The organism is Zymomonas mobilis (assembly GCF_006715975.1).
GTDB classification, from domain to species: Bacteria; Pseudomonadota; Alphaproteobacteria; order Sphingomonadales; family Sphingomonadaceae; genus Zymomonas; species Zymomonas mobilis_B.
The window spans coordinates 1323956-1346098 of record NZ_VFOF01000001.1 but is presented as its reverse complement, the minus strand read 5'-3'; the positions used below and the strand labels follow the sequence as shown (position 1 = coordinate 1346098).

Annotated in this window: 21 protein-coding genes and 2 tRNA genes; 14 read left to right on the top strand and 9 right to left on the bottom strand. The window is 47.6% G+C overall.

The annotated features are described in order from the left end of the window. Positions 1-135: 135 nt before the first annotated feature. Entirely contained in the window at positions 136-741 is a 606-nt protein-coding gene (gene folE, locus FBY58_RS05910; protein ID WP_141919924.1) for a GTP cyclohydrolase I FolE, read from the top strand. Positions 742-841: 100 nt separating this feature from the next. After that, complete coding sequence (gene dgcA / locus FBY58_RS05905) at positions 842-1837, top strand: N-acetyl-D-Glu racemase DgcA (RefSeq protein ID WP_141919923.1); 996 nt, start codon at positions 842-844, stop codon at positions 1835-1837. Between the two features lie 76 nt (positions 1838-1913). On the opposite strand, the gene rplI is transcribed toward dgcA, so the two are convergent. The 3 genes from rplI to rpsF are packed head-to-tail and all read right to left on the bottom strand — an operon-like array spanning position 1914 to position 3177. Continuing rightward, a complete protein-coding gene (gene rplI, locus FBY58_RS05900) occupies positions 1914-2543 on the bottom strand; it encodes a 50S ribosomal protein L9 (protein ID WP_141919922.1) in 630 nt (209 codons plus the stop codon). 14 nt (positions 2544-2557) lie between these two features. Then, the gene (gene rpsR, locus FBY58_RS05895) at positions 2558-2782 is read right to left on the bottom strand and encodes a 30S ribosomal protein S18 (protein WP_011241043.1); all 225 of its coding nucleotides are present in this window, start codon (positions 2780-2782) and stop codon (positions 2558-2560) included. Between the two features lie 20 nt (positions 2783-2802). After that, the gene (rpsF, locus tag FBY58_RS05890; protein ID WP_141919921.1) at positions 2803-3177 is read right to left on the bottom strand and encodes a 30S ribosomal protein S6; all 375 of its coding nucleotides are present in this window, start codon (positions 3175-3177) and stop codon (positions 2803-2805) included. Between the two features lie 532 nt (positions 3178-3709). Between rpsF and fabD the strand changes: the two genes are divergently transcribed. From fabD to tatC, 6 genes are all read left to right on the top strand, one after another. Next, on the top strand, positions 3710-4645 hold the full coding sequence (gene fabD, locus FBY58_RS05885) for an ACP S-malonyltransferase (RefSeq protein ID WP_141919920.1): 936 nt from the start codon (positions 3710-3712) through the stop codon (positions 4643-4645). Positions 4646-4720: 75 nt separating this feature from the next. Further along, the gene (fabG, locus tag FBY58_RS05880) at positions 4721-5458 is read left to right on the top strand and encodes a 3-oxoacyl-ACP reductase FabG (protein WP_141919919.1); all 738 of its coding nucleotides are present in this window, start codon (positions 4721-4723) and stop codon (positions 5456-5458) included. A gap of 138 nt (positions 5459-5596) precedes the next feature. After that, a complete protein-coding gene (locus FBY58_RS05875; protein WP_141919918.1) occupies positions 5597-6259 on the top strand; it encodes a hypothetical protein in 663 nt (220 codons plus the stop codon). A gap of 153 nt (positions 6260-6412) precedes the next feature. After that, complete coding sequence (locus FBY58_RS05870; protein ID WP_141919917.1) at positions 6413-6664, top strand: twin-arginine translocase TatA/TatE family subunit; 252 nt, start codon at positions 6413-6415, stop codon at positions 6662-6664. A gap of 87 nt (positions 6665-6751) precedes the next feature. Beyond that, on the top strand, positions 6752-7246 hold the full coding sequence (gene tatB, locus FBY58_RS05865) for a Sec-independent protein translocase protein TatB (RefSeq protein ID WP_141919916.1): 495 nt from the start codon (positions 6752-6754) through the stop codon (positions 7244-7246). Further along, complete coding sequence (gene tatC / locus FBY58_RS05860; RefSeq protein ID WP_141919915.1) at positions 7243-8031, top strand: twin-arginine translocase subunit TatC; 789 nt, start codon at positions 7243-7245, stop codon at positions 8029-8031. The genes tatB and tatC overlap by 4 nt, the downstream gene beginning before the upstream one ends. A 508-nt stretch (positions 8032-8539) precedes the next feature. Here the strand turns inward: tatC and FBY58_RS05855 are convergent. The 5 genes from FBY58_RS05855 to FBY58_RS05835 all read right to left on the bottom strand — a co-directional run bounded on the left by FBY58_RS05855 (position 8540) and on the right by FBY58_RS05835 (position 13416). Further along, a complete protein-coding gene (locus tag FBY58_RS05855; RefSeq protein ID WP_141919914.1) occupies positions 8540-8674 on the bottom strand; it encodes an entericidin A/B family lipoprotein in 135 nt (44 codons plus the stop codon). A gap of 390 nt (positions 8675-9064) precedes the next feature. Further along, a complete protein-coding gene (locus FBY58_RS05850; RefSeq protein ID WP_260432180.1) occupies positions 9065-10636 on the bottom strand; it encodes a sensor histidine kinase in 1572 nt (523 codons plus the stop codon). Positions 10637-10749: 113 nt separating this feature from the next. Next, the gene (locus FBY58_RS05845) at positions 10750-10950 is read right to left on the bottom strand and encodes a NepR family anti-sigma factor (protein ID WP_260432126.1); all 201 of its coding nucleotides are present in this window, start codon (positions 10948-10950) and stop codon (positions 10750-10752) included. Positions 10951-11316: 366 nt separating this feature from the next. Beyond that, positions 11317-12789 carry a DEAD/DEAH box helicase gene (locus FBY58_RS05840; RefSeq protein ID WP_141919912.1) on the bottom strand — a complete coding sequence of 491 codons (1473 nt, stop codon included), beginning with the start codon at positions 12787-12789 and terminating at the stop codon, positions 11317-11319. Between the two features lie 147 nt (positions 12790-12936). Continuing rightward, complete coding sequence (locus FBY58_RS05835) at positions 12937-13416, bottom strand: hypothetical protein (RefSeq protein WP_260432125.1); 480 nt, start codon at positions 13414-13416, stop codon at positions 12937-12939. Positions 13417-13698: 282 nt separating this feature from the next. On the opposite strand from FBY58_RS05835, the gene pgi reads away from it, so the two are divergent. From pgi to FBY58_RS05810, 5 genes are all read left to right on the top strand, one after another. Beyond that, positions 13699-15222: a glucose-6-phosphate isomerase gene (pgi, locus tag FBY58_RS05830; protein WP_141919911.1), complete on the top strand. Its 1524-nt coding sequence runs from the start codon at positions 13699-13701 to the stop codon at positions 15220-15222. Between the two features lie 165 nt (positions 15223-15387). Then, positions 15388-16734 carry a glutathione-disulfide reductase gene (gorA, locus tag FBY58_RS05825; RefSeq protein WP_141919910.1) on the top strand — a complete coding sequence of 449 codons (1347 nt, stop codon included), beginning with the start codon at positions 15388-15390 and terminating at the stop codon, positions 16732-16734. Positions 16735-16913: 179 nt separating this feature from the next. After that, positions 16914-16990, top strand: a tRNA-His gene (locus tag FBY58_RS05820). 217 nt (positions 16991-17207) lie between these two features. Beyond that, a complete protein-coding gene (locus tag FBY58_RS05815; RefSeq protein ID WP_141919909.1) occupies positions 17208-19166 on the top strand; it encodes a potassium transporter Kup in 1959 nt (652 codons plus the stop codon). Between the two features lie 428 nt (positions 19167-19594). After that, positions 19595-19671 (top strand) — tRNA-Met (locus FBY58_RS05810). Between the two features lie 171 nt (positions 19672-19842). Here the strand turns inward: FBY58_RS05810 and FBY58_RS05805 are convergent. Continuing rightward, positions 19843-20832 (bottom strand): carbon-nitrogen hydrolase family protein, encoded by a 990-nt coding sequence (locus FBY58_RS05805; protein WP_141919908.1) that lies wholly within the window; start codon positions 20830-20832, stop codon positions 19843-19845. A 71-nt stretch (positions 20833-20903) separates the two neighbouring features. Here FBY58_RS05805 and FBY58_RS05800 point away from each other — a divergent pair, with 71 nt between their 5' ends. Further along, the gene (locus FBY58_RS05800; RefSeq protein WP_141919907.1) at positions 20904-21863 is read left to right on the top strand and encodes a LysR family transcriptional regulator; all 960 of its coding nucleotides are present in this window, start codon (positions 20904-20906) and stop codon (positions 21861-21863) included. The last annotated feature ends 280 nt before the right edge of the window (positions 21864-22143 follow it).

Sequence of the window (22143 nt, the reverse complement as noted above, 5' to 3'; positions counted from 1 at the left end):
TCGCATAATAGAAAAAGAATTCGCTTGAAATGAAGAGACAAAGAACAAAAGAACCATCATTGCTCCACTATCCCTGACATGATAGCGCAACAGACATTATTAGACCATAACCCCGAAACAGGACAAAATATTACAATGGAAGAAATACGAGATCTGGCTGTCATGCACTCGGATCAGATCAATGTGCCGGAAGAAATACAGGAAGCCATTCGTAGCCTGATCCGTTGGGCAGGCGATGATCCTGATCGGGAAGGCCTGATTGACTCGCCTAAACGGGTAGCCAAGGCATGGAAATATTACTGTCGGGGTTATCAGGAAAATCCTGAGATTCATCTGAAGACAGTATTTGAAGAGGTCGGCGGCTATGAAGACGTCGTTTTGCTGAAAGGCATTCCTTTTTATTCCCATTGCGAACATCACATGGCGCCAATCATGGGGCATGCGCATATCGCCTATTTGCCTGATAAAAAGGTTGTCGGTTTGTCAAAACTGGCGCGCGTGCTGAAAGGCTACGCAAACCGACTGCAAATACAGGAAAGACTAACAGCTCAGGTCGCAGATTGTATCTGGAACAATCTCAATCCGCGTGGCGTCGCCGTTGTTATTTCCGCAACCCACAGCTGCATGGCTGCACGGGGCGTTGAAACCGCGAATGTCCTGACCGTAACCAAGACCATGCGGGGCATTTATCGCGATGATCCCGAACAGGCTAAAATGATTCTCAATTTGATGGGCGTATAGTCTGAAAGACTAATCCGGATGAACGTTAATGGTAAAATTTACCATCCTCCAGTCGAAATAGTGTTATGATAGAACATAAAATAGTTATCTGGAACAGAGTATGACCGCGACCCGTAGCCTTACTATCATGGGTGAGAGCTTGCCCCTGAAAGCCCCTTTCAGGATCTCGCGGGGCGTCAAAAGCACCATCGATACGATAGTCGCTAATATCAGCGAAGGCGGCGTCACTGGTCGAGGTGAGGGGATTCCTTACCCGCATTACGGCCAAACGATCGAAAGCACATTGATAGAGGCCAACTCGGTCACACGCAAAATCACCGAACATTACGGTCGAGAAGCGTTGCTGACCATGCTCCCCCCAGGTCCTGCCCGTAATTCGCTTGATTGTGCCTTATGGGATATCGAGGCACGCATTTCAGGTCAAAGTGTTGCCAGCATGATGGGAATCCCGAAGCTGGAACCTTTGGCAACGGCGATGACGGTCAGCCTTGATGATCCCGAAATTATGGCAAAATCAGCGGCAAAGCTGGCCTATTGTCCGGTGATCAAAGTCAAGGTGGATGCTAATAATCCGCAAGACTGCATCAAAGCTGTGCGGGATCAGGCACCGAAAGCCCGATTGATCGTTGACCCTAACGAAAGTTGGTCATTCGAATTGCTGGAAAAAATGCAAAATTTTCTGGCTGATGCGCGTGTTGCTTTGCTGGAACAACCTTTGGCCGCTGGTGCCGATCAGGCATTGAAAGGCTTTTCGCCCTCTGTTCCGATTTGCGCTGACGAAGTGTTCCATTCCGCTGATGATCTTGATCATATCGCTGACCGCTATCAGGTCATCAATATCAAGCTCGACAAAACCGGCGGCCTGACTGCTGCTATCGACATTATGAAACAGGCGCGTAGCCTTAATCTCAGTGTGATGGTCGGTTGTATGGTTTGTTCGTCATTATCAATCGCACCGGCTTTCCATCTGGCGGCACAAGCTGATTTTGTTGATCTCGACGGGCCGGATTGGCTACTACATGACCGGAATGACGGTATGCTAATCGATAACGGGATTCTTCATCCACCGTCGCCGACTTTTTGGGGTGGTCCCTAGTCTATAAAAACCTTTAACCCAATAAAAAAGCCGCCTGAAAACAGGCGGCTTTTTTTACAAAAACAATGGCAAAAAATCAGAGAGATTCTTCGCTGTTGGTTTCTGCAGTTTCTTCGGAATCAGCAACAGCTTCTTCAGCTTCCGTTGCCAGACCCGGTTCAGCGTTTGCATCATATTCTTCGGTGAAGCTTGCGCCATCACGTTCGAACATTTGATTCATAACGTCAACACCTTCAGCCTGAAGTTCAGCTTCTTCAGGTGAACGGGCAACATTGACTTTGATCTTGACGGAAACTTCCGGATGCAAAGCAACGCGGACTTCAGAAATACCGATGGACTTGATCGGGCGATCAAGAACAACATGATTTCTAGCCACTTTGGCTTCCGGTTTGGTTTCGACAATAGCTTCGGCCAAATCACGGGCAGACACGGAACCATAAAGATGGCCGGTGTTAGAAGCCTGACGAATCAAAGTAACGGTCAGACCGTTAATGGTTTCGGCTTCTTTTTCTGCATCCGTACGACGAGCCGCATTATCGGCTTCGATCTGGGCGCGGTTAGCTTCGAAGATCTTACGGTTAGCTTCGTTAGCGCGTAATGCTTTCTTCCGCGGAAGAAGGAAGTTACGGGCATAACCGTTTTTCACGGCAACAACGTCACCGATATGACCAAGTTTCTCGATACGTTCGAGCAGGATAACATCCATGGATCGGGCGCTCCTTACTTAACGATGAAGGGCAGAAGCCCGATGTGACGGGCGCGTTTGATTGCGCGAGCCAGTTCGCGCTGTTTTTTTGCAGAAACAGCAGTGATACGACTTGGAACAATTTTGCCGCGTTCAGAGACAAAGCCCTGAAGCAAACGAACATCTTTGTAGTCGATCTTCGGCGCATCTTTAGCAGCGAAAGGGCAGCTCTTGCGACGACGGAAGAAAGGACGTGCCATAGTATTTTTTCCTTTCAGGCTTATGCTGCGTCACGATCGCGGCGACGATCGCTGCGATTGGAACGGTCGCGATCACCCCGACGCATCATAGCCGAAGGACCCTGTTCATGGGCATCGACACGGACAGTCATGTAACGGATGACATCTTCATTCAACGCCATCTGGCGTTCCAGCTCTTGGATAGCATCAGCCGGAGCATCAATTTCCAGCATGATGTAATAAGCTTTGCGGTTTTTCTGGATGCGATAAGCAAGGTTACGCAAACCCCAGATTTCGGTCTTTACAACCTTACCCGCTTTTTCTTCGATAATAGAGGTTGCCGTAGCGGCAAGCCCATCGACCTGGGTCTGTGCCAGATCCTGACGGGCAAGAAACACATGCTCGTAAAGAGACATCGTCTGTCCTTAAATATTTTGGCCGATCGCTGACGTGGCACCATGCCAACGCCCCTCCGGCTGTCGTTTACTTAATTCGGGCCATTAAAAAATAACCGCCTCAAACTAAGACGATCACTAAAAGATCATTGGAGAAAGCACTATAAAAACTTTCATCCAAAAACGCCCAGACGTTATAAGGTCTGATAGCTCGGGGCAATGCCGCATTTTGTCTGTTTTTGCAAGATGTTTATCATAAAAAGATAACGGTCATTACCCGCTTTTCAAAAACAGCCAAACCGAACACAATCCCGACGAAAAGGCGTTTTCTTCCTCTGAAAAAGCTTTTTCGTATTAAAATAAAGCGATATTGTCAGTCCCGAAAGCCTGATATAAAAGCTTACTTCCAAAATTCTGGTAAAATAGCCTTGTTCGATCAAGACAGATAGTTTTGCCTTTTATCGGATATCGGCTCTTGTCACCGACTGTTTTTTTGGCTGATATTCGGCCAACCTGTTTCAAAGAAAAATTATATTATAAAGGAATCTGATCCATGCGTGCCTTTATCTTTCCCGGACAAGGAAGCCAGTCTGTTGGCATGGGGCAGGCGCTCTCTGATGCCAGCTTGGCCGCCCGCCATGTTTTTGAAGAAGTAGATGAGGCGCTCAAACAAAATCTATTCCGCCTTATGTCGCAAGGCCCCGAAGAAGAATTACGGTTAACCGAAAATGCCCAACCGGCTATCATGGCGCATTCCATGGCGGTTCTCGCGATGCTGGAAAAAGAAGGCGGTGTTCGGCTGACCGATGCGGCTTCTTTTGTCGCTGGTCACAGCTTGGGCGAATATAGCGCTTTGGCCGCAGCCGATGCTTTCGACCTTAAAATCACCGCTCTTTTGCTGAAAAAACGCGGACAAGCGATGCAGGCCGCTGTTCCGGTCGGTGAAGGTGGCATGGCGGCTATCTTGGGTCTCGATTTTGAAACCGTCGAAGCTATCGCCAAAGAAGCCGCACAAAATGACATCTGTCAGGCTGCTAATGATAATGCCCCGGGGCAGGTTGTTATTTCAGGCACATTGGCCGCGATTGAACGCGCCGTGGCGCTTGCGAAAGGAAAAGGCGCCAGACGCGCTGTCATGCTCGATGTTTCGGCACCTTTCCATTGTAGCCTGATGCAACCAGCCGCCGATGTCATGGCCGTCGCCTTACAGGAAAATCAGCCTCGCCAGCCGATCGTTCCGCTTTATGCGAATGTTTCAGCCAAGCCTGAAACAGATCCGCAGCAGATTGCCACTTTATTGGTTGAACAGGTTACAGGACGGGTGCGCTGGCGCGAATCTATCGCCGCAATGGCTGCTGCCGGTGTGGAAGAATTCGTTGAGTTTGGCGGCAAGGTCTTAACCCCGATGATTAAACGGATTGCACCAGAAGCCAAAGCCACTAGCCTGATCGCTCCGGCTGATATCGAAAAATTTGCCGCCAGCTTATAATCCGGCCATCATATAGACTTTATAATCCCCTGTTCTAACCGTATAATCTGGTCAGACAGGGGCAGGAGAAAATCAATGTTCGATCTTCAAGGGCTAACTGCCGTTGTTACCGGTGCCTCTGGCGGAATCGGTTCTGCTATCGCCAAAAGTCTGGCAGAGCAGGGCGCACAGGTCGCCTTATCTGGCACCCGTGAAGCGGCTTTGGCCGAGGTCGCAGCCACCTTACCGAATGATCCGATTATTCTGCCCGCCAATCTTGGCAATAAAGAAGAGGTGGAACAACTCGTTCCGCGCGCTTTAGAAAAGCTCGGTAAAATTGATATTTTGATTAACAACGCCGGCATTACCCGTGATGGCTTAATGATGCGGATGAAAGATGATGATTGGGCTGACGTTATTGCCCTTAATCTTGAATCAATTTTCCGTCTCAGCCGCGCCGTTATCAGACCGATGATGAAAACCCGCTTCGGTCGTATCATCAATATCAGCTCGGTCGTCGGCCAAACTGGTAATGCTGGACAGGCTAACTATGCCGCTGCCAAAGCCGGTATGATCGGCATGTCAAAATCATTGGCACGCGAAGTTGCCAGCCGTGGCATCACCGTTAACTGCATTGCGCCGGGTTTCATCGCAACCAAAATGACCGACATTCTTTCCGAACAACAGAAAGACGCCGCAAAAAGCCAGATTCCAGCAGGTCGCTTCGGTGACATTCAGGATATCGCGGCGGCTGCCGTTTATCTCGCTTCCAAAGAATCCGGCTACATGACCGGCCAAACGCTCAGCGTCAATGGCGGCATGGCTATGCTTTAATCTATAAAACACGGTATTTTATTGACCGGTTTTATAATGCGTTGTCAGGGACAGGATATAATAATATCCTGTTCCAGATTTTTATATCATGCCCGTTTATGGCGCTCTTTTTTCATCCCGTTATTTTCAGGGGGTCACTTGTCACTTTTAAAGTCCGGATATGCGTCTGCCATTACCCTGTCGCTCGCTTCACTTCTGCTCGGCGGTTGTGTCGTTCATCATGGCCAATTTGACGAAATGGGGTCAATGACGGTTCGGCGCAGCAGTTGTCCGGCTGTCGCTGTGCCTGATTATACCGGCGACATGACACTTTTTAACCCACCGGATAAACAAACGGCGGCCGCTATCGATATTGAAGCCGTCATTACACGGCTCAGACCACAATGCGATGACAGCAGTGCAGGGCCCGTCGTGACCCATCTCACCTTCACCGTTCAGGCCAGAAGACGCCATGTCGGCGGTGCCAGAGATGTCACCTTGCCCTATTTTGTAACGGTGATGCGGGCAGGAACGCGCCTTCTTTCAAAAGAAATGGGCAGCGTCCGAATTCATTTTGAACCGGGGCAGATGTCGACGGATACCGAGGTTACTGCAACCTCTGCGATCGACCATGATTCTGCAACCTTGCCACGGGATATCATCAAACAGCTTAATCGGACACGGCTTGTTACCGATGTTGATGCGTCTGTTGATCCGACCAGTGACCCGAAAGTCAGGGCTGCGATGAAAGAAGCCAGCTTTGAAATGTTGGTCGGTTTCCAGCTAACAGAACCCCAACTGGCTTATAATGCCACGCGGTAACATTATTTTAGAAAAATTGGCTGAAATTTTAGTCTAAAGAGACCAGAATAAAAAATTAGGCAGATAAAAGCGCTATCTTCTGGTAGAGAAGCGCAACTTTGGTCATTATAGAAATATAGACCTTCATTTTTCGGGGTTTAGGGAGATTTCGATATGGGCGGCATGAGTATTACACATTGGATCGTCGTTGCGGTCGTGGTTATGATCTTTTTCGGTAAAGGACGCTTTTCCGATATGATGGGCGACGTCGCCAAAGGGATCAAAAGCTTTAAAAAAGGCATGACTGAAGACGATACCCCGCCACCGGCAGCCCCACCGGCTCCGGCACCACGTTTGGAAAACCAGCCACTTCCACCAGAAAACACCACGCAAAATGTGGCACATGACATCAAAAACAATCAATAATCGATTGTTTTAACAGATACTAATTGTCTGAAACGATCAGAAAGTTTTCAGCTTTCTATCTTTTTGACTGGTCGTGCGGATTTTTAAATGTTTGATGTCGCCCCTTCAGAACTTTTGCTTGTTGCTGTCGTCGCCTTGGTGGTTATCGGCCCCAAAGATTTGCCTCGCGCAATGCGGGTCGTTGGTAAATGGCTTGGTAAAGCCCGTACCCTCAGCCGCCATTTCCGTTCCGGTATTGACGAAATGATTCGTCAATCCGAAATGGAAGAAATGGAAAAACGCTGGGCGGAAGAAAATGCCAAGCTGCTCGCTGAAAATCAGGGTGGAGAAAACCAGACGGCCTCAGCCTCGGCTTCTCCACAACCTGCCCAATTTTCTGATGATCCAGCGGAACAGAATATCGTTTTTACAACGCCCGCTGATCTAGAAGTAAAGCAGCCCGATACGGATATAGAACCGGCTTCGGTCACCGCTTCTACGGATACGGCCACGTCGTCCTCTTCCCATGAAATAACCGAAGCGGCAGCCTCCTCGACTCCGGCAACGCCTAAACAACCGGATCAGCAGGAAAAACAATCATGAGCGAGACGGATGATACCCCCAACGAAGTCGATGAAAGCGCAGCCCCGCTGCTCGATCATCTGCTTGAATTACGTAAAAGACTACTGATCAGCTTGGTTGCCTTGGGAATAGCCTTCCTGCTTTGCCTCCATTTTTCCCGTTCTATCTTTGCTTTTCTGGTGCAACCTTTGCTTCGGGCAGGGCAAGGCCGCTTGATCTATACTGATATTTTCGAAGCCTTTTTCGTCGATATTAAAGTCGCTTTTTTCGCGGCTATCATGCTCGCTTTCCCTATTGTCGCGATGCAGATCTGGCGCTTCATTGCCCCGGGGCTTTACGCTAATGAGAAAAAAGCATTCCTGCCTTTTCTGATTATGACGCCGCTTTTGTTTTTGCTTGGGGCGTCTATGGCTTATTATGTTGCCATGCCTATCGCGCTTCATTTCCTGTTGGGATATCAAGGCAATATCGGCGGCGTGCAACAAACGGCTTTACCCGCTGTCGGCAATTATCTGAATTTTGTTACAAAATTCATCTTCGGCTTTGGTGTCGCTTTCCTGTTACCGCTCTTCCTGCTGCTTTTGGAACGCTCTGGTTTCGTCACCCGCAAACAACTTGTCGCGGGCAGGCGTTATGCTATCGTAGCCGCTGTTGCGGTTGCAGCGGTTTTAACACCGCCAGATATCGTTTCTCAGCTGTTGCTCGGCGTTCCGCTTATCCTGCTTTATGAAATGGCACTGCTCGCGATGCTCGTTGGCGAAAAACGGCGACAAAAAAGTAAAGAACTCGCCTTAACCGAAGAATAATCATCTGAATTTCAAAATATCGGCACATCCCCTAAAATAGGGCGACAGGCCTCATGATATTTTGAGATAACCTCTATTCAATAGCCCTATAGACAGCCTCTATGGGGCTATTATTGTATAAGAGGCAATACTCTCAAAACAATCTCAATCGCTCGCAATGTCACGCTTACGCTCTGCATAGCCGATTCAAATGCAACTCATTGGATGCTGTTATTTTTATGTGATCGTGTATCGGGGCGAAGAAGTAAGGCCGTGTAGCTCTAAAGAATCTGAACGCTGAACGAACACACTCGGCTTTGTGTCAGAAAACGCATTATATAACTGAAACAGCGATTGCCGCTTATGCCGAGCTTTTACAAAGTTAAGGCTAATTCTTTGTGAGGCTTCCTCATGACGGATTAAAACCGCCTTTGAAACCTGAAATAACGGCGCTTGCTCGTGCAATCGCAACTCAACCCTAAAAGGTCATAAAAAAAGGCCGCTTCCATCGGGATAGCGACCTTTTCTGTTATTTGTTTCTTTCTGCACTATTCGACATCGATTGTCCGGCAGAGGAAAGATCCTGCCCAAATCCTTGCATCGTGTTGCAAGCCGCTAATGCCAAAACAGCCGAAGCCATTAAAAAGTTTTTCAAAATACGCATTGTTCCCCCATCCGGTGTATCATCCGCACCTTGTTTTAGAGCTTTTTAGTACATGAAGAAATCGCCTTCATCGCAAAATGCTTTTACCGAATTTATATGAACCACAGAAGAATAAAGAGACATAAAAAAATGACCCGGAATGTTAGTGAGGGGGGAGGAGGGAAACATTCCGGATCATAAAATGTAAGAATAGTCAGGCTAAGGGGGATAAGCCTACAGACCATCTTGTCCAATAAAACCGACCGTCTGAAAGAAAGTTCCAACCTTCTGAATTTTTTTCATTTATTTTTAAAAATGAAATTTAACGCTTGGAAACATTCTGAAACCGCTTTGTTCTTGCGTAAAAAGCCTCTATTTGCGGCCACGCTAAAAGCGTAAAACCCTACTTATTCAGCCTTGATCCGACAAGACATCTATATCGTAATAATAATATCCTTCATCTTCTCTCTCTACCGATTTGCCGCCTAATTGTCGGCCAAAGGCGCTAATAATCCGCCGGATAACTTCATTACCCTTACGAGAAGAAAGCTGTGTCAACGCTTCCGCTCTAATTTCCAACCCAGCATGATCGGGCGTATTTTCTAGCTCGGCTCTATGGCGGCGCAATATGATGACAATCGGTAACAGCGGATCAACCGCCAAAGAAAAATCGACAATCTCAACCAGAATAAAGGCAATCGGCATTGCTTTTTCGAGTGGAACAAAAACCTGATCTATTTCTGTCTCGATCTGGAAATTTTTTTCGAAAGACTGCAAGCTTGTTTGCAACCCATTGACCAATTCTTTGATTAATAGAGACAAGTCCAGCCCTTGGCCTTTATCCAGCTCGTTATAATATTGGCGCTGAACAATCGCCAAAGCATTGACCCGCCTTTGGATAGTCGCATAGGCAGATTTTTCTTTGGCAGTTTCGGCTCTCCGGCTATGGATGCTCAACAGGCTAGAAACCACCTGAAGGTTATTTTTAACCCGATGATGCACTTCTCGGGTCAACATTTTTTGATGCTGCAATGCTTTCCGCAAAGCCTGTTCATGCGCCGCCAACCGAACCGCCACATGATAAAATGCCTTACTTACCTGTCTGATTTCTCTGGCCGCTCCAATCGAGGCGGGCTTTACCATTTGGATATCGCCCGTTTTACCATAATCGACGATAGCGCGCTGGGTGCGCCGTAATGGGCGCAACAGCATATAATGCACAACGATCCATCCGATCGTTGCTGTCATAAACCAGATCAATACCGGCAATAGAACAAATAACAGGTCAACTTTCCGAAAAGGCGGCAGGTTGTTATCGTAAATCAGGTTAACGGCATTATCGAAGGTTGGTACAACGACAGGGTGACTTTGCTTTAACAAAGGCTTCTTGGGCGAAATAAGCGGCAAAAAGCGCGTCTTCTGCGCCAAAAACAAGGCTGAACCATCGGAAACAACCTTACGCTCAATAATTTTGAGCAAGGATTCCCGACCTATCTGTCCAAGAACGATATATTTTGAGAGCGGATAATGCCCGCCCAGAAAAGAAAATTGTAGCTGACCTTCATTGCCCAAAAGATCGACATTATAAAAATTATTCTCGCTCACTGGTTTAAAAGGCAAGGCCAAAGCCGTCGTCACTTTGAAATTGGCGCTCTTACAAAGCAAATGGCCGGATACATCCATCAAGGCATAATCAACCGGTACAAAGCCAAGGCTTTGCATATGGTTAATCAACAGCGAACATTCCCCGATATCGGAAAAATCATAGCTGCCTTCTTCATCAAGAATATTTCTGACGTCATAAGCCAAAATATCGACCGAATCATCGAGCGTGCGCGCGCTTTCCGTAGCGACAAGCTGCGCTTCTTTCTGATGATTGAGCCGATATTGATGTGACGACGCGATAAAAGCGCCAAGGGCAATGAAACTGGGAGGAAGCTGCGCCAGACTTAAAACGACCAGCATCCTGAACCAGGTAGGCATAGTCACAAAGAGCAGAAATAACCGTCGGGTTAAAAGCTGCTTTTTATGGAAGGTCTTTGAAGGCTTCTTTGGGTAAAATGCCTTCATAAAGCGCCGATCCGTCTCGCGACCAATTAGTTTAGTTTTGCAAGAAGGGCGAGAATATCATCAGGCACGGCCTCCTCGACCGTCTGCTGATAGACATTTCGCAAAGCAAAACCGATAGCGTTCTTCCGGTCTTCCGCTGGCTTTGCCGTTTCACCAGCATGTGCGGCATTTCCGGAAGAAGCCGGTAATTCTTGGGATACTGGCCTTTTATGGTTATGTGCTGTCATGCTGCCATTCATCTTAGTTATTTTATAATGGGTCGGATATGGTTTAGTTTCACCGAGGTATTTCATTTTTCTTATTATAAGATCTATCCACACTGTCCAGAATCATTATAAAATTTCCACCATAAAATGGCGAAATTGATAAGAATTTTGTAATGCGGTTTACCTCTGAAAAGCTTTTCCCTTTTATCCGTTTTGCAAATTTTTGACTGATGCTTCGTTCTAGAAAACGCCAGACTTCATAAAAGAAACAAAATATTATAGGGTTTGTTCCTGTAGCTAGTCGCAGAAACCCCTCATTTCCTTTCTTTTTCTCAAAATTTAACGATTAAATCGCTACTTCAAAAACGGAAAAGCTAACCGAGATTTCTATTTTTTGACTGTCCTTGCCGTCGTTTTAGGCACTGAATATCTTAAGAAGGGCGGGATTGGTCCATTCCAATCAATGGCCGTTTCCAAACCTTCAACGGGCTTAACCCGACGCAGATTTTCAGGACGCAGCGCCTGTTCCTGACTTTTGGCTCTTCCAACCGGTCTTGTCGCCGGTGGCGTTTCTCTAATCGGCTCTTCTCTTACTGGCTCTGATACAGCTTCCTGTGCTTGCTGCACCTCTTCAACGGGGGCTTTTCTAACTCTTCTTGCTCTTCTTGGCGCAGAGGCTGCAACAGGCTGCTCGCTTTTGGCTTTGGGGCTAGCTTCCGGCGCTTTTGCTTCCGGTTCAGCTTTCTTGCCTTTATTGAATCGAGGTATCTCGACGCCCATCAGCTTTTCAATCGCCGTTATGGCATCTTCATCGGCAGGCGAGACAAAGGTCACGGCCTTGCCGCTTGCGCCACCACGACCAGTTCTACCAATCCGATGAATATAATCATCCGGATGAGTCGGGACATCAAAGTTAAATACATGGCTAATGCCTTTAACATCTAGCCCTCTTGCAGCGATATCAGACGCGACCAAAACGCTAATTTGCCCGCTTTTAAAACGGTCAAGCTCGCTGATTCGCTCTGGCTGGTTCATATCGCCATGAATCTGGCCAACAGAGAAACCCTGCTGCTGCAAGGTTTTCGCCAACTGCCGGACGGTCGTTTTCCGGTTACAAAAGATAATCGCTGTATGATCTTGCTCAGCCTGCAACATATCGCATAGCTTCTTTTTCTTCGAGCGTGGCGATACTTCGATCAACTGCTGGTCGATCAAGATATTGGCAGTAGCCGGACGGCTAATTTCAATTTGTTTCGGGTTAGATAAGAAGCGATCAGCCAGCTTTTTAATGGCAGGCGGCATCGTCGCTGAAAAAAGCAAAGTCTGGCGACTGGTCGGCAATTTTGTGCAAATCGTTTCGATATCGGGAATAAATCCCATATCCAGCATCCGATCCGCTTCATCAATCACCAGCATTTCACAGCTAGAAAGCAGGATTTTCCCCCGCTCAAATAGGTCTAACAACCGCCCTGGGGTCGCAATCAGAACATCAACGCCTTTTTCAAGGGCAGCCTGTTGTTCTGCCATCGGCACGCCGCCGATCAGCAAAGACATCGATAATTTGTGGTATTTTCCATATTTTTCAAAATTTTCGGCAACCTGCGCCGCCAATTCACGCGTAGGTTCAAGAATTAAGGAACGGGGCATCCGCGCACGACAACGCCCATGCGCCAAAATATCAATCATCGGCAGAACAAAGCTGGCTGTCTTACCGGTGCCGGTTTGGGCAACCGCGATCAAGTCACGCATCATCAAAACAGACGGAATGGCTGCTGCCTGAACGGGGGTTGGCTCTTCATACCCCAATTCGGTAACAGCTTGCAGTAGTTCTTTTGAAAGGCCAAGATCGGCAAAGCTCATGAAATATCTGACCAGAAACTGGCGATATCCCTATAGAATATCGCGGATGAAATTAAAGAAGGCGCGGTAGTCGCACCCAGTCAGGCGAATTTCTGCTATAGCAACGGATATCCAACCCCGCAAATTAAAGTGAATTTTAATTATAGGTCAGTGTTTCAAGACGCCTTCGACCACGCGGAAACGGTTAATGAGACATTCTCCACCCCATCTTGCATAAACAGGGTCACGCTTGGCGCATATCTGTCCATCAGGGCCTGCATGGACGTAAAATCCAGAATAAAAATCAAGCGCAGGGCAATTTTCAAGATGCGCTCTTATGCGGCTTCCGCCCTTCAGCATCAAATCGACACTATCCTTTTCCGAAACAGCCGCCGCTCCGATAGATTCGGGGGAGATACATCTCGGGCCTTTTTTCTCATGCCAAATAGCTTCCGGCGGCTGCGTATTAAAAGGCGCATCCGGTGGCGGAGGGGGAGGCGGTAACGGTCTTTGATTGCGGCCATTGATACTTCTCACATTCAGATGGATTTCCATCACGGTGGAATGCGGAAAATGGCGGGGCGGCATAGCGGGCGCTAGCGAAGGTAAGGAAAAAAACAGACATTCCCCGACAACGGGGAGAAGCAAAAATGCGCATCCCTTTTTTATAAATGACATAATTTTGGCATAAGACCGCAAATCTCTCCTTATCTCCTCTGAAAGCATGGCAAAGAAAGTATGAATTTCCGATGAATCTGATTGAGCTCAATCCATAAAATCTATCAAGATAGAAATAGCCGTTTCTATTTAATTATTCTTTTCAGTTCTTATCATTCGTCCTACTATCATCTTCGCTTTGACAAAAGCGAGACCTAGTAGCTCGCTTTGCAAAGAAAGTTAAAAGCCATATTCATTTAGGAGAGCGTTGTTATGGCAAGAATCGCAAATAAAGCAGCCATAGATGCTGCATGGAAGCAAGTTAGTGCTTGCCCAGAGAAGACTTTAAAACAGCTTTTTGAAGAAGACAGTAACCGTCTTTCGAGTCTGGTTGTGGATACGGCGAAACTGCGTTTCGACTTTTCCAAGAATCACCTCGATAATCAAAAACTGACTGCCTTCAAAACGCTGTTGGAAAGCTGCGACTTTGACGCCAGAAGAAAAGCGCTCTTTGCCGGTGAAAAAATCAATATAACAGAAGACCGCGCAGTTGAGCATATGGCCGAACGTGGACAGGGAGCTCCCGCCACTGTCGCCCGTGCCAAAGAATATCACGCCCGCATGAAAACGCTTATCGAAGCGATTGATGCAGGCGTCTTCGGTGAAGTAAAACATTTATTGCATATCGGCATCGGTGGTTCTGCTCTTGGACCGAAATTGCTGATTGATGCTCTGACTCGTGAAAGCGGTCGTTATGATGTCGCGGTCGTCTCGAATGTGGACGGTCAGGCACTCGAAGAGGTCTTCAAGAAATTCAACCCGCATAAAACGCTGGTTGCGGTTGCTTCCAAGACCTTCACCACCGCAGAAACCATGCTCAACGCCGAATCAGCGATGACATGGATGAAAAAGCATGGCGTCGAAGACCCACAGGGTCGTATGATCGCCTTGACCGCTAATCCGGCCAAAGCTTCCGAAATGGGCATTGATGACACGCGCATCCTGCCTTTCGCTGAAAGCATCGGCGGTCGTTATTCTCTTTGGTCTTCCATTGGTTTCCCAGCAGCACTTGCTCTCGGTTGGGACGGCTTTCAACAGCTTCTCGACGGTGGCGCCGCTATGGATCGCCATTTCATCGAAGCCGCTCCTGAAAAGAATGCGCCTGTTCTGGCTGCTTTTGCTGACCAGTATTACAGCGCAGTGCGCGGCGCTCAGACGCATGGCATCTTTGCTTATGACGAACGTCTGCAGCTTCTGCCTTTCTATCTCCAGCAGCTGGAAATGGAATCCAACGGTAAACGCGTTGACCTCGATGGTAATCTGATTACCCATCCCAGCGCTTTCATCACTTGGGGCGGTGTCGGAACCGACGCACAGCATGCTGTGTTCCAGCTTTTGCATCAGGGAACGCGTTTGGTGCCGATCGAATTTATCGCTGCCATTAAAGCAGACGATACTTTGGATCCCGTCCATCACCAGACCTTGTTGACCAACGCCTTTGCACAGGGTGCTGCCCTGATGAGTGGCCGCGACAACAAAGATCCAGCTCGTTCTTATCCGGGTGACCGTCCGTCAACCACCATCCTTATGGATGAGTTACGACCAGCTCAGTTAGGTGCCTTGATCGCATTCTACGAACATCGCACTTTCACGAACGGTGTTCTTTTGGGCATCAATAGCTTTGACCAATTCGGCGTCGAACTCGGAAAAGAAATGGCACATGCCATTGCTGATCATCCTGAAAATGCCGACTTTGATCCGTCAACCAAGGCTTTGATTGCCGCTGCATTAAAATAAGCCTTCCGGTTTATTCAATCGCTCTGATCGTGATCCTTAGCTGGATTTTACGATCTAAAATGTCCATTCTTTCCCCTATCATCGACCGATATTCGCTTTTTGCGGATATCGGTTGAACAGGGACGGTATCCAACCGCGCCTGATTGGATAGGGAAAGACTGGAATATGACAGATTATGATTTCGATCTTTTTGTGATCGGTGCCGGTTCGGGTGGTGTCAGAGCCTCTCGTATTGCCGCCTCTTATGGGGCATCCGTTGCCATCGCCGAAGAATATCGTATCGGCGGCACCTGCGTTATTCGCGGCTGCGTTCCCAAAAAAATGCTTTATTACGCTGCTGATTTTGCGGCTGATCTGAAAAAAGCCCAGCGCTTCGGCTGGACGTTACCTGATAAAAAATTCGACTGGGCAACGCTTCGCGACGTTGTGTTATCTGACGTTACGCGGCTCGAAGGCCTCTACACCCAGACGCTCGATAATAACCACATCACCCATTACAAAGAACGCGCCGTTATCGAAGGCGCGAATCAAATTAAATTAGCTAGCGGTAAAATTATTACGGCACGTCATATTCTGGTCGCTGTCGGGGCAGAACCTGCACGGCTCGATATTCCGGGTGCCGAATTGGCGGTTACCTCCAATGAAATGTTCTTGCTGCCAGCCTTACCCAAACGGGCTTTGGTTGTGGGCGGCGGCTATATCGCTAATGAATTTGCCGGTATTTTGAATAGCTTCGATGTCGAAACTACGATTGTCACCCATGGCGACCGGATCTTACGCGGTTATGACGATGAAATCGCCGAAAGGCTGGTCGAAATAGGGCAGGGGCATGGCATCGACTACCGCTTTAATGCGAATCTCGCCCGCATCGACAAAGAAAAAGACGGCAGCCTGACCGCCCAATTGAAAGACGGCAGCGAAATAAAAACCGATCTTGTTTTATTTGCTATCGGACGGGTCGCCCACAGCCGAAATCTCGGTCTGGAAACCGCCAATGTCAAAACCAATGATCGCGGTGCCATCCTTGTCGATCATGAGAACCGGAGCAGTTGTCCTTCCATCTATGCCGTTGGTGACGTCACAGATCGGGTGCAGTTAACGCCGGTTGCTATTCGGGAAGGGCAGGCCTTTGCTGATCGGGTCTTTGGCCACAAAGCCGCCTCGGTCGATTACGACACCATTCCAACAGCGGTCTTCTCTCATCCTCCGGTTGCCAGCGCAGGCCTGACCGAGGAAGAAGCCAAAAAACAGTATAAAAATATCAAAGTCTATAAATCGAATTTCCGACCGATGCGGAACGCTCTGATCGATAGTCCTGATCGTGCGCTTTATAAAATGATTGTTGATGGTGACAGCGATAAAGTCTTGGGCATCCATCTGATTGGACAGGATTCCCCTGAAATTGTGCAGCTTGCTGCGGTCGCAATCAAAGCTGGTCTGACAAAACAGGCGTTTAACGATACGGTCGCCCTTCATCCCAGCAGCGCGGAAGAGCTTGTGTTGTTACGATAATGTTTTTTCAGGCTTCCTGATCAAAAGTTATCCTAAAACCGGCTATAATCCGGAAAAATAATCTTTTTTATGCATCTTTCTTTTGAATTCTCTTGACCAAAGTGAAAACACAATTTAATTGAGCCGGACATTCACGGACATGCTTTGCGATTTATTCCGCTGTCCGGCTCGATATTATGGCGATCGTAGCTCAATTGGTTAGAGCGCCGGTTTGTGGTACCGGAGGTTGCGGGTTCAATTCCCGTCGATCGCCCCATTCTTCTTTAAAAAATATCCCTTAATGAGCCAGATTATATGTAATTTATTCTGCAATATTATAATTTTACTTGCAGAATGGCTCATATCGTGATTGTTGCAAGTATAGCAGAAGGTCATAATCCTTTTTTCTGCTTTCGGTTCATTTGCGGAAAATATTGTTTTTTAGCTCTTTTTCGCAAAAAACCCTTTTTTTTATCGGCAAAACGGAGATCGTTATGAGTAACGATACTTCCCCGGGGACCATATCCGTAGATGCAAAATCTTCAGATCCCTCTTATGGGGTTCCCGGACATAGTCACAGCGACAAAGACCTCTGGAAATTGTCGCTTGGGGCAATCGGTATTGTTTTCGGTGATATCGGTACCAGTCCCCTCTATGCACTCAAAGAATGTTTTAAAGGTCATCATCAACTACCCGTCGATGATTTCCATATATACGGGCTAGTCAGTCTCATATTCTGGACAATGGGGCTGGTGGTTACCGTTAAATATGTCATGTTTATTATGAAGGCCGATAATAAGGGCGAGGGCGGCAGTATGTCGCTTTTATCTCTTATTATCCGTGGAGCCAGCCCGAAACTCAGCCGATGGCTGATTGTGCTGGGTGTTTTTGCTACGGCGCTTTTCTACGGCGACAGCATGATTACACCCGCTATTTCGGTGCTTTCTGCGGTAGAAGGTCTAACCGTTATCGAACCCTCCTTCGATAGTTGGGTGCCTCCGGTCTCGGTCGTTATCCTGATCGGACTATTCTGTATTCAGGCAAGGGGTACCGAATCCGTCGGACGGCTGTTCGGGCCCGTCATGATGCTCTATTTTGCGACATTGGCGATTTTGGGCGTATTCAATATTTTCACCCGCAGTCCGGCCATCCTTCTCGCTCTCAATCCCTATTATGCTATCCATTTCTTCGTATCGGATCCGATGCAAGGTTTTTGGGCATTGGGTTCGGTTGTCCTTTCGGTCACCGGTGCCGAGGCGCTCTATGCCGATATGGGACATTTCGGACGGCAACCTATTTCTCTGGGTTGGTATTGGGTCGTTTTTCCGGCCTTAACCCTAAATTACCTCGGTCAATGTGCGTTGCTAAGCGCCGATCACGAGGCTATCGCCAATCCATTCTATTTCCTCGCGCCTGACTTTTTGCGGATACCGCTGATTATTCTGGCTACTTTTGCTTCTGTTATCGCCAGTCAGGCCGTCATCACCGGCGCTTTCTCGGTAACCCAACAAGCGATCCAGCTCGGCTATATCCCACGTCTGCGCGTCAATCATACCAGCGCCAGCACCGTCGGTCAGATTTATATCCCTTCGGTCAACTGGGTCTTGATGTTTATGGTCATGGTCATGGTCTTGATCGCCATGTTTAAAACCTCGACCAATCTCGCCAATGCGTATGGTATCGCCGTTACCGGCACGATGTTCATCACCTCTTGTATGATGGGTGTTTTGGTGCATCGGGTCTGGCATTGGAAAGCATGGCAAGCCATTCCTCTGGTTTCCTTCTTTCTGCTCATTGATGCGGCCTTCTTTCTGTCCAACGTCACGAAAATTCCCGAAGGGGGCTGGTTCCCGCTTCTGGTTGGCTTCGTCGTTTTCACGATGTTGATGACTTGGTCGCGGGGTCGCCATCTTATGGCGGAAAGAATGCGGCAGGTCGCTATGCCGATTCAGCTCTTCATCCGCTCTGCGGCGGCTTCGGCGGTTCGTATTCCGGGAACGGCTATCTTCCTGACACCGGAAGATGACGGCGTGCCGCATGCCTTGCTTCACAATTTAAAGCATAACAAGATTCTTCACGAACGGGTTATTCTCCTAACCGTGAAAATCGAAGATGTGCCTTATGTGGACCCGCATTACCGCGCCAGTATGAGCAGCCTTGAAGACGGCTTCTATCGCTTAATTGTCCGCTATGGCTTTATGGAAGAACCTGATGTGCCTTTGGCAATGAAGAAAATCGACCAGTCAGGGCCTATGCTGCGGATGGACGATACCAGCTTCTTCATCTCTCGCCAGACACTGATACCCTCCACCCATACGGGTATGGCCATCTGGCGTGAAAAGCTCTTTGCATGGATGCTGCGTAACTCTGAAAGTGCGACCGAATTCTTTAAATTACCTAGCAACCGCGTGGTTGAATTGGGTAGCCAAATAGAATTGGTCGGCAACAAATAATCTTTTCCGATTTTCAATCGGTTTATGGCTATATTGTTGTTTAAAAAAACGCTGTTCCAGTCTTTCTGGGACAGCGTTTTTCCTTTATCTGCGCTCGAATTTTTCTGCTTTTTGCAGCTTTCTCTATCTAGCGCCCATCAAAGTGAGAACCTTCCTGTTCTTAATCCCAAATTCTTTTTAAAATTGAATATCTTCTTCCTAAATTGGCCTAATCAAAAAGAGCTGAAAATTGCTTCTTTTGGCATCCAATGTAGGCTGCATGACAGGGGATTATCCGGCCTCAATCTGCTTTCAGCACTTAAGATGATAAATTTTTCAGAAAAAACAGACAGAAACCACAAAATCGCAAAAAAAACAGTTGACCAAATAGCCTGCTTCCTCTTATACGCACGCCTCGTCAGCTAATTATTTTTGCGACGCAAAATAATGGCGGAGTAGCTCAGCTGGTTAGAGCAGCGGAATCATAATCCGCGTGTCGGGGGTTCAAGTCCCTCCTCCGCTACCATTAAAAAAGCCGATCTTTTCCTCTCATCGGCCTTCAAATTTCCTTGAAAATTAAAATCGTATTTATTCTCTCAATAGAGAATTATTTTGGCCTTTTTCTGCCCTTATCTCCGCTATAAAAAACCGAAATAAAGACAGAAAAATAAACCGCCAATTATCTGATAAAAATAATCTAGTTTTTATCGGATTTAAAAACTTCTTCATTTGAACAATGATTAACGGCGCGATCATCGGATGTCTGATCGCTTATGGCTTGCTTAAAATGCCGATCTACCTTGATTTCAAAAATATCGGGACGGGCATAATGACCGGATACATCCAAATCATAACGCGCCTTAATAATATCCGATAAATCAATATCCGCGACCAATACACCTTCTTGCCCATATAACGGGCCCGCCACAATATTACCCATCGGATCGATAATAACGCTACCGCCACCAATCAGCTCGGTTTCGGGATTATTGCCCTGTATGCAATCATAGTCCGCTGGCGCATCTGCCCGCGTCATATATTGGCAAGCACTCAAAACGAATAATCTGCCTTCATAGGCGATATGCCGCATTGATATTTGCCATATTTCCCGCTGATCGACGGTCGGAGCGCACCAAATATTAACACCGCCCGCATACATCACCTGACGCAGGGCAGGCATATAGTTTTCCCAACAAATTGCCGCGCCCAGCTTACCGACTTCGGTATCAATAACAGGTATGGTTGAACCATCCCCTTGTCCCCAAACAAGGCGTTCGGTTGCCGTTGGCATCAATTTCCGATGCTTCCCGATCAAACATCCATCCGGTGCAAAAAATAAGGCCGTGCAATAAAGCGTCGCTCCAGAGCGCTCGATAACTCCAACAACCAAATAGGCTTTCATCTTGGCGGCGAAACTACCAATACGGGCGGTCTCTTTTCCTGGGACATCAATTGCGGATTGCCAATAACGCAAAAAATCAATCCGTCCTGCCTCGGTTCGAGTGCCCATTCTGGCACCAAAATCCAATCCTTTGGGATAGCCGCCAATATAGGCTTCGGGAAAAACCGCTAACTCAACCTTTTGTTCAGCGGCTTGGTCACACAAAGCCTCCATCCGATCTAACGTTTTCTCGGTATCAAACAGACTTGTTCCGGCTTGAATAACCGCCACGCGATGACAGCTCATTGTCTTTATCTCCTTGATATAAGCTGTCGAAAATATTGCGCTTGGTAATGATATCATTCAAATTGAATGATATGATGCGTAAAATCGATATGACTGATATTACCCGCTTTGATTTTAATCTGATCATTACCTTTTTGGCGCTGTGGCATGAAAGAAGCGTCACCAAGGCGGCTACACGTCTTTCTTTAAGTCAATCCGCTGTAAGCGCCGCTCTCAGCCGCTTAAGGCAAGCTGCCGGTGACGTTCTCTTCGTTCGAACAAGGCAGGGGATGGAACCCACCCAACGCGCGATAGATATGGTTGAATCGCTATCGGATGGCGCTGCCCTCATTCACCAAGCCTTTACGTCGGGAAAGCATTTCGACCCGCCTCAATGTAATCGCCATTTTTCTATCGGTATGTCTGATGATTTCCAATTAGCGCTTGGGGCGGAAATCTCTAAAAAAATGCGCGAAATAGCGCCCAATGCCTCTATCCTTTATCGGCAAACCAACCGTTACATCGCCCGCCAGATGCTTGAAAATGGCGATATCGACCTTGCTATTGTCACCGCACCCCTTGCTCATCGTGGGCTATCACAAGAAATCATCGGGGAAGGGGGCTATGCCTGCTTGTGTGATGCCGAAATTTGCGGTTTTACGACACAGCCCAGTTTGGATGACTATCTCTCACTCCCGCATGTTTTGGTTTCTTATTCGGGGCGTGACGGCCTCGTAGATGAAGCGCTGTCAATTCTGGGCTTATCCCGACAGGTTCAGACCGCCTTGACCCATTTTGCCGCCTTGCCGCCTTTCTTGTTGGGCGCAAAAACAATAACCACTATTCCAAGCCATGCCGCGATCAGCATTGCTCGATATACGGGCTTAAAATTATTCGAAGCCCCATTAGATCTAGGAAACTACCCGATCATCGCCACCATGCGCCATACTTCAAAAAGTGATGCCGCGCTTTTATGGCTTCTGCAAATTATAAAGAATGCTGTTGCGATTCAAAAAAACATATTGCTTTCCTCGCAACCTGAAAATCCCTAATTCTCTTTAGGGAAAGCTGGGTTGCGCTCTGCAACATCAAGACAACCCACATTTAAACAGCCCATCAAAACGGCAGAAAAACACTCTTCCTGCCTTCTTTCTCAAAAAAATGAAATAGTCGTAGAGATGGTCTTAAAAAATAACTGAAAATCACCTTATTTTTAAGACTATTGGCCTCTCAATGTCGGGAAGCAAAGCAGCATACAGTCGCGCTATCACAACCAAAAAATCAGCCTGAAAAAAATATGACTTTAGAAAGACACCCTCTCTGCCAAAATTT